The 8088-nt window shown below is 70.8% G+C and carries 5 protein-coding genes and 1 pseudogene; 2 read left to right on the top strand and 4 right to left on the bottom strand.

Annotated features, from left to right (window positions below):
- Positions 1 to 324: pseudogene (locus G6R25_RS18710) on the bottom strand (N-acetylmuramoyl-L-alanine amidase); the annotation flags it as partial.
- A 485-nt stretch (positions 325 to 809) separates the two neighbouring features.
- Between G6R25_RS18710 and G6R25_RS31900 the strand changes: the two are divergent.
- Complete coding sequence (locus G6R25_RS31900) at positions 810 to 1700, top strand: GNAT family N-acetyltransferase (protein ID WP_473246915.1); 891 nt, start codon at positions 810 to 812, stop codon at positions 1698 to 1700.
- Positions 1701 to 2001: 301 nt separating this feature from the next.
- The gene (locus G6R25_RS18700) at positions 2002 to 2625 is read left to right on the top strand and encodes a hypothetical protein (protein ID WP_163554013.1); all 624 of its coding nucleotides are present in this window, start codon (positions 2002 to 2004) and stop codon (positions 2623 to 2625) included.
- 129 nt (positions 2626 to 2754) lie between these two features.
- On the opposite strand, the gene ahcY is transcribed toward G6R25_RS18700, so the two are convergent.
- The 3 genes from ahcY to G6R25_RS18685 all read right to left on the bottom strand — a co-directional run bounded on the left by ahcY (position 2755) and on the right by G6R25_RS18685 (position 7692).
- On the bottom strand, positions 2755 to 4191 hold the full coding sequence (ahcY, locus tag G6R25_RS18695; protein ID WP_163554012.1) for an adenosylhomocysteinase: 1437 nt from the start codon (positions 4189 to 4191) through the stop codon (positions 2755 to 2757).
- A 305-nt stretch (positions 4192 to 4496) separates the two neighbouring features.
- Positions 4497 to 7100: an efflux RND transporter permease subunit gene (locus G6R25_RS18690; RefSeq protein ID WP_235949020.1), complete on the bottom strand. Its 2604-nt coding sequence runs from the start codon at positions 7098 to 7100 to the stop codon at positions 4497 to 4499.
- A 34-nt stretch (positions 7101 to 7134) separates the two neighbouring features.
- Complete coding sequence (locus G6R25_RS18685) at positions 7135 to 7692, bottom strand: DUF1918 domain-containing protein (protein ID WP_163554011.1); 558 nt, start codon at positions 7690 to 7692, stop codon at positions 7135 to 7137.
- Positions 7693 to 8088: the final 396 nt, after the last annotated feature.

Below are 8088 nucleotides of genomic sequence, written 5' to 3'. Positions count from 1 at the left end.
GCATACCCCAGTTGAACAGCTCGGCCAGTCTGGTGATTTGTACCGGTGTGTAGTCCTCGGTCTCGTACCCCTCGCATTCGCAGGAGATCCAGTACGGATTCCCGGCCGCCTGCGCCCAGGCCCGCTGATCGAACGGAACATACTGCTCGAAGTCGCCGTTTTTGGACGGGAGCTGACCTGGCTGGCAGCGTTGTCGAACCAGCCGAACAACGATCCGGTGCCGACCTGGACGTGCGCGATGAGTCCGCGAGTCGGCTGGATCATCAGGCCGGAGGTGTTCCGCACCGGCCGTAGTCGGGCCGGCGGGTAAAGAGTCGGCGTCATCGTCGGCGGTCCTCCGGTGCGCACGCGTCGTCACGACAGGTCCTCGTCTGGAAAATCACGATTCCGGGCCGCTTCCTCTTCATGCGGTCAATTGTCCGTGCCGACCGATGATGGCCGGCGCTGACCGGTACAGTCCTGCTTTCTACTCGGCGCACCGAGATGGTCATGATGCCGGGTCCGTGGTTGTCGGTCCGTATCGGGCAGGATGCCCGGACGTGCCGCCCACGGAAACCTGCCTCGGTGGACCGGCTGGGCGAGGTCACACCGGGCCGGATCGCCTCGTCCGAGGGCTTGGGCCCTCGGACTCACCCGCCAGCCGTCTGCCGGCCGCGACGCCTAGACTGCCGGCCTATGTCCGGACCTGGCCGTCGCGTCCCCCGATCGGACCAGCAACCGGTGAGCGGGCGTCCGGTCGGCACCGTCACCGTGGTCGCGGGGACGCCGCCGCGGACCATGCCGTCGTCCTTGCCGCCGACGGTCGAGCGGTGGCCACGGCCCGCCTGCTTGACCAGGGGCCCCGCCAGCCGAGCGTGGAGCCGGCGGGGGTCATCGGGCGGGTCGCCGTCGCCGCCGCCTGGCGCGGTCGGGGCCTGGGCCGGCTAGGTCACCGCGGCCCTGGAAGGTCGGGCGGGGGAGCGTGGCCTGCCGGCCGTGGAACGAGGGTGGCGGACTTCTACGCCCGCCAGGGTTATCGGCCGATCGGCGAGCCCGACGTCGAGGCGGGCATCGAGCACGTGTGGATGCGCCGCGAGCTGCTCCCCGGCCTGCGGCGGGCACGGGACTCCGACGCCGTCGCCCTCCAGGACCTGATCGCGAGCGCATGGGCGCAGTACCCGGGCTGCGTCCTCGACGTCGACGCCGAGGAACCGTGGCTGCGGGCCCCCGGAACGGCCCATGCGGCAACCGCGGAGGAGCCCGCTCGGGCCTTGCGGGTGATCACCGCCGACCCGATCGGGCCGGCGGTGATGGCGGGGCCGGCGGCGATGGCTGGGCCGATCGGCGGGGTGCTCGGCAGCGTGGCGGTGTGGGATCGGCCGGCGACGGGTTTCCCGGCCGCACCGGAGCGGGCCGAGGCATCCGAGTGGGCCGGCTGGGCCGAGCTGAAGACGCTGTACGTGGCCGCCTGCCGCCCGCCCCCGGGGGCTAGGAGCGGCCCTGGTGCGCCGGGCCGAGCGCGAGGCTCGGCGGTGGGACGCGCGGCAAATGCGGCTGTGGACCGACACGCGGTTCACCGACGCTCACCGGCTGTACCGGCGGCTGGGCTATACGGCCACCGGCCGTCGGCACGACCTGTACGACCTCTCGGCGACAACCGAAATCGAGTTCTGCGCCCGCTGCCTCCGCTGAACGAACTGCCGACTGCGGCCGGCACCTGAGGTCGACCCGACCGACCGTGGCCGAGGACGCCGAACCTTCCGCATCTTTCTGCCGGCCTGCGCGCCCGGTTCGTCCCGGTGGAAAGACAAGGAAGAGGTGGTCGGCGGCCGGACGGTGCCGGCTTCGAGGGCTCGAGGGCCCAGGCGAACGAAATCTCAACGTTCCGCCAACTGCCGCTATCCTGGCGGGCGATTGCTGTTTTATTTACGGGAATCCCGGACCAAATCGTGGAACGGGTGTTCCGATCCCGCGCAGACGGTTCACGGTCGTTCGCGGCCGGGTTCGAGAAGGAGGCATTCAGTGCCGTATGCCGCAGCCTCGCGCCGGCGGGCCGGGCGACCGACGCCCACCGCCGCGGGGGGCCCGCCCGCTCCCGGCGACGTCCACCGACCGGCCCGGCTCACCGCGCGTCGGCGGGGCCGCTACTTCCGCGGATCCCGGCCGGCCCGCGCGACCCTCGCGGCCGCCGGCGCCACGGTCGCCCTGACCGGACTGCTCGCCGTGGCCGACGCCGGGGTTGCCCGTGCCGGCGGCGTGGTCTGGGCGAGCTGCCCGTCCGGCCAGGTCAGCGAGGTCAGCGTGCCGGCGTCGGACGGTGCGCCGGCGTCCGGCGTGACCTGGCTCGAGGCCGGCTACTACGCCCACATCGCGACGTTCTGGCGGCCGTCGACGGCGCTGCTGTGCCGGACCGAGGCCGGTCGCGGGCCCGACGCGGGCGAGCCCACGTTCCGGTTCGAGCACCAGGGCTGCCCGGGTGGTGAGGCGGTCTTCGCAGTGCCGCGCCCTGCCGGCGCCGAGGCCGGCAGCGGTGTCGACGAGCCGCCGGTGACCTGGGGGACCTACCTGCCGGACGGCTGGTACGACCTGGCGGACACCAGCGACCCGGCGTGGACGGCGGTCTGCTGGTCGTCCACACAGCGCTGAGCGGCGCGCCCCGGCGGCATCGCGGCGCTGTAGGAGGGCGCTGCAGGACGGCGCCGGGCGGCCCTACGCCAGGCCGCCGCGGCGGCCCTGATCATCTTCGGTGGAGCGGTCCCTGATGAAGGTGGGCCACTAGTAGCGGTAGTGGTCGGCCTTGTACGGACCCTCGACGGGCACGCCGATGTAGTCAGCCTGCTGCTTGGTCAGTTCGGTGAGCTTTACGCCGAGCGCGTCGAGGTGGAGCCGGGCGACCTTCTCGTCGAGGTGCTTGGGCAGCACATAGACGCCGACCGGGTAGCTCTCGGTCTTGGTGAACAGCTCGATCTGCGCGATCACCTGGTTGGTGAAGCTGTTCGACATCACGAAGCTCGGGTGGCCGGTCGCGCAGCCGAGGTTCATCAGCCGGCCCTCGGCGAGCACGATGATCGAGTGGCCGTCCGGGAAGACCCACTCGTCGACCTGCGGCTTGATGTTGATCTTCTCGATGCCTGCGGTCTTCGTCAGGCCAGCCATGTCGATCTCGTTGTCGAAGTGTCCGATGTTCGACACGATCGCCTGATGCTTCATCGCGGCCATGTGGGCGGCGGTGATGATGTTGAAGTTGCCGGTGGTGCTGACGAAGATGTCGGCGCTCCCGACGATGTCCTCGAGCACGGTGACCTGGAAGCCGTCCATGGCGGCCTGCAGGGCGCAGATCGGGTCGATCTCGGTGACGATGACCCGGGCGCCCTGGCCGCGCAGCGCGTCCGCACAGCCCTTGCCGACGTCGCCGTAGCCGGCGACCACGGCGACCTTGCCGCCGATGAGTGCGTCGGTGGCACGGTTGAGGCCGTCGATGACCGAGTGCCGGCAGCCGTACTTGTTGTCGAACTTCGACTTCGTCACCGAGTCGTTGACGTTGATCGCAGGGAAGGCGAGCGTGCCGACCTTGGCCATCTCGTAGAGACGGTGGACGCCGGTGGTGGTCTCCTCGGTGACGCCCTTGATGTTCTGCGCCGTCTCGGTCCACCGGCCGGGCTTCTCGGCGATGGTGCGACGCAGCGTCTCCAGGACGATCGCGTACTCCTCGCTGTCCGAGGGGTCGGTCGCCGGGACCGCGCCGGCCGTCTCGAACTGCGCGCCCTTGTGGACGAGCAGGGTCGCGTCGCCGCCGTCGTCGAGAATCATGTTCGGGGTGCCGCCGTCCGGCCAGGCCAGCGCCTGGTCGGTGCACCACCAGTACTCGTCGAGGGTCTCGCCCTTCCAGGCGAAGACCGGCACGCCCTGCGGGTCGTCCTTGGTGCCGTTCGGCCCGAGGACGATCGCGGCGGCCGCGTGGTCCTGGGTGGAGAAGATGTTGCAGGAGACCCAGCGGACATCGGCGCCGAGCGCCACCAGGGTCTCGATGAGGACCGCGGTCTGGATCGTCATGTGCAGGGAGCCCATGATGCGGGCGCCCCGCAGCGGCTGGCTGGCCGCGTACTCCGCCCGGGTGGCCATCAGGCCGGGCATCTCGTGCTCGGCAAGACGGATCTCCTTGCGGCCGAACTCGGCCAACGCAAGATCCGCGACCTTGAAGTCGAAACTCATGCCTTCTCCTTCGACGCTCGGGCGGCTGCCGAGCCTGCGTGGCGGGTGCGGTAGTCCCGGGAACCACCCGCCGGCGGCGGTGGCCGTGATGCGCCGGCCCGGGAACACGTTTCCTGAGCGTGCCACATACGGGCAGGGGAACGAAGACCCGGGCCGGCCGGGTGACGCCGCCGCGCAATCACGCTGCCGTGTCGGGGTAACCCGGCCCTGGTTCCTTTCTACCTCGGCTCTACCTCGGCCGTGACGCCCGCTGAGCTGGCTCGACACCCGGTGCCGGGGCGGCCCCCGGTCCTCTGCGTAGCCGCCTATCCGCTTATGCGTCTTTTGTCCGATCTCGGCACGGGCGTCCCGGTGGGGCTGGTGGGGCCGCGGTGGTGCACCCAGCCCCGCTCGTCGGCCCAGACCAGCAGCGGAGGCAGGACGACCAGCGCGGACAGCAGGGCGACGGCAACGTTCAGGGCGACCAGCAGGCCGAAGTCCCGCAGCAGCGGAAGCGAACTGAACGCCAGCGCGGCGACGCCGATCACGGCGGCCAGCGCGGAGACGAGGAAGGCCCGCCCGGTGCGGGCCGCGGCGGCCTCGACCGCCTCGAGCGGCCCCAGGCCGCGCCTGCGTTCCTCCAGGTGACGTAGCACGAGCAGGGTCGTGAACTCCGTGCACAGCGCGATGATCAGTGGGCCACTGACCGCCGTGAGCGGGCTCAGATCGACCCCGATCAGCAAGGCGATGATCGAGCTGAGCCCGACCGCGATCAGCACCGGCACCACCGACAGCACCGCCCGCACCAGGCCCCGGTTGTACAGCACGAGCAGGACGAACACCGCGGCCAGGGCGTAGTACGCCAGCTCGACCCGGTTCTTGGCGAAGTTGTCCAACAGCCCGGTGCCGACGACGGCCAGCCCCGACGGGGTGGCGCTGATGCCGGCCGGGGGACGGACATGGCCGCGGATGTCGTCGACGACGCCGGCCTGGCGCTCCAGCGACCCGGAGCCGGTCCGGAAGACGAGGTTCAGCGCCTTGCGCTCGCGGTTGACCATGGCGCGCTGGATGTCGGGCGGCGCCACCTGGTAGGCGAGCCGGATGTCCGCGCCGGTCGGCATCACGAGGGTGGTGTTCGGTACCTCCATCAGGTAGCTGATGGTCGTCACCAGGCTGGAGGCGTCCAGCAGGTCGTCGGGGTGGGCCGCGAGCTGCGCGTTGGCGAACCTGCCGACGAAGGCGGCCGTCTCGTCGTCGAACACGTCGCGCGACTGGACGAAGATGCCGAGCTCGCTGGCCGAACCGGTGCTCGCCCGCAGCGTGTTGATGTTCTTGATCACCTGGCTCTGCTGGTCGACCCACTTCTCGGGGTCGGTCTGGATCGTCAGCCGGTCGTCCGCGAAGATCCCGCCAACGAAGATCGCCGCGGCGGCCACGACGAGCGGGATCACGGTGATCCGCGGCAGGGCGCCCAGCCGGATGACGGTGCGACCCAGCGGGCCGTGGGTGTAGTCCTTCGGCGGCGTGGGCCGGCGCCGTTCCCGCGTGGTCAGCGACGCGGTGAGCAGCAGCACCGTCGCGACGACGATGACCGGCAGCCCGAGGGCGAGCAGCGTGCCGAAGTCGCGGATCATCGGGACCTGGCTGAACTCCAGGGCCAGGAAGGCGAGCACGGCGGCGACGGTGGCCAGCGCCAGCGCCGGCAACAGCCCCGCCAGAGCCGCCGCCACGGGGTTGCCGGCCCGGTCGAGCTGGGCTTCCTCCTCGACCCGGCTGTGGAGCTGCACGGCGAAGTCGATGCCGACGCCGAGCAGGACGGGCAGGCCGGCGATGGTCACCACGGACAGCGGCACGCCGATGTACCCGGCGAGGCCGAAGGCCCAGATGAGCCCGACTCCGACGACCCCGAGCGGCAGCAGCCGCCAGCGCACCTTGAACGCGACGATCAGCAGCCCGGCCATCAGCGCCAGTGAGATGACGCCGAGGGTGAGGAAGCCGCCGCGGAGGTAGTCGTTGATGTCCCGGAGCAGGACGGCGGCGCCGGTGGTCATCGCCGTCGCGTGGTCGAACCGCAGGCCGGACGTGGCCCGCTCGACGATCCGCGCGCCCTCGCCCTCGGCGTCCAGCGAGGCGTTGCCCTCCAGCCGGGTGACCATCTGGGCGGTCGACGCGGTCGGGAAGAACGGCCGCAGCGACTTGCGGATCGCGCCGGTGTTGTCGTGGAGCAGGAAGTCGACCCAGGCCGGGTTGGCGAACGTCCGCTGCGCCTCGGGGATCGCCTGCATCCGCTTCAGGGTGGCCAACGAGTCGCCGAGGCGGCGCTGCGCCGAGCCCAGATCGGGGTCGCGGCTCTGGGCGCCCAGGAGCATCTTCGCGGCCGGGCTGTCGAGGACGTTGCCGGTATTGCTGCGGACCAGCTTGTCGGTGAACTCCAGCGCGGTCAGCGGGGTGATTACCGACTGGATTCGCGGATCCGCGTCGAGCTCGGTCTGCAGAGCCCGGAACTGCTCGATGTTGTGCGGGGTGAACAGGTCGTCGGCGTCGGCGCCGCGCTCGATCGTGAACAGGGTGAGCATCGCCTGCCCGCCGAACAACGACTGGTAGTCGACGTTGTCCCGGGCCACTTGTGAATCGCTGTTGAGGTAGTTGTCCTGGCCGGTGGTGAACTCCAGCCGGTTCAACCCGTAGCCGAGGACGAGCGTGACGAGCAGGGTCACGACGACGACGGCACCGGAACGCCGGCCGTTGCGTGCGACGAGCGCCCGCCAGCGCCCGCCCGAACCATCCGGTGGTTCGGCGGGCCCGTGCGCCCGTGGACCGGTCAGGTTCCGGGAAAAGGGACCGCCGGGATCCCCGTCGGACGAGCTCGTGCGGTCGGTCGGGTCAGGACGGCTCGTCGGATTGTCGGCTGGCATGGTACTTGGCGGCATCGGGCACGCTCCGGAGTCTTCTTTGGCCTCCGGATCAACGCAAAGTGACCGGTCGGTCCGAGGGCTGCATCCCTCGGTGTATAGCGTAGATCACATTCGAGGGGAGTAGCTCGGACGTTGATCTTTTTGGAGCTTCCGAATGAAACCGAGGGGGCACATTGCGTAATCGGCGGCGGAGGTCTCGACGCCTCATAGACGCAATGCCTTCAAGGCAACCCTCGTTCGGCCTGTAGGTGGCCGTATGAACGGGCGGGCTGGGGAGCGGCTCCGTGCCTCCCCCGTGCGTTGCCCGATGGTGGCAGTGCGCGGCGGCAGCGGCCGCATCGTCGGCGGTCGGCCGGCGGATGGCGACGGCGACGGCGACGGCGACGGTCAGATTCGGACCGGCTGCCGGGTGACGTGGAGCTCGACGGGAGGCGTAGCTCGGGAAGAGCGGCCCCTCGCCCTCTCGCCTCCTTGCCCCATCGCCCCATCGAACGACGAATGGCGGACCACCGTCGGCACCGCCGATCTCGATCACGACGCCGTGCCGCTGCGGGTTGCCCACGGTGCGGCCGTGGATGACGAACCTGTCCCCGACGGACGCGGACATCATGGCGGTCGATCTCCCTGCCGCTGCGGTAACCGATGGCGTGCACCTGCGCTGTTTGCGAGACACGGCGCCGACGACCCGGCTGGCCGGAAGTCCGGAAGATCGCCGAAGTCGCAGTCGATCCGGACGAGGCGGGCGGCGGGGATCACAGCACCGCCGGGAGCACGGGGGTCCCCGTCCGGCTGCACCCGCCGCGGATGACCGGATCGTCCTGCCTACGCCAGCTGCGGAGACCGGTCGGCGCACGGTACGGCTGAGCCGGTGGCGGATGCCCGTGCACCAGCCTGGGTTCCACGCGGTGGGAAGCGGTCGACGCCCCGGGTGGCGGGGAGTGGGGAGCGGGAGGACCGGGCGGCGCGAGGGACCGGGCGGCGCGGGCGACCGGATGGTGCCAAT

Source organism: Candidatus Frankia alpina, assembly GCF_902806485.1.
GTDB lineage: Bacteria > Actinomycetota > Actinomycetes > Frankiales > Frankiaceae > Frankia > Frankia alpina.
This window is presented reverse-complemented; position numbering and strand designations above follow the sequence as displayed.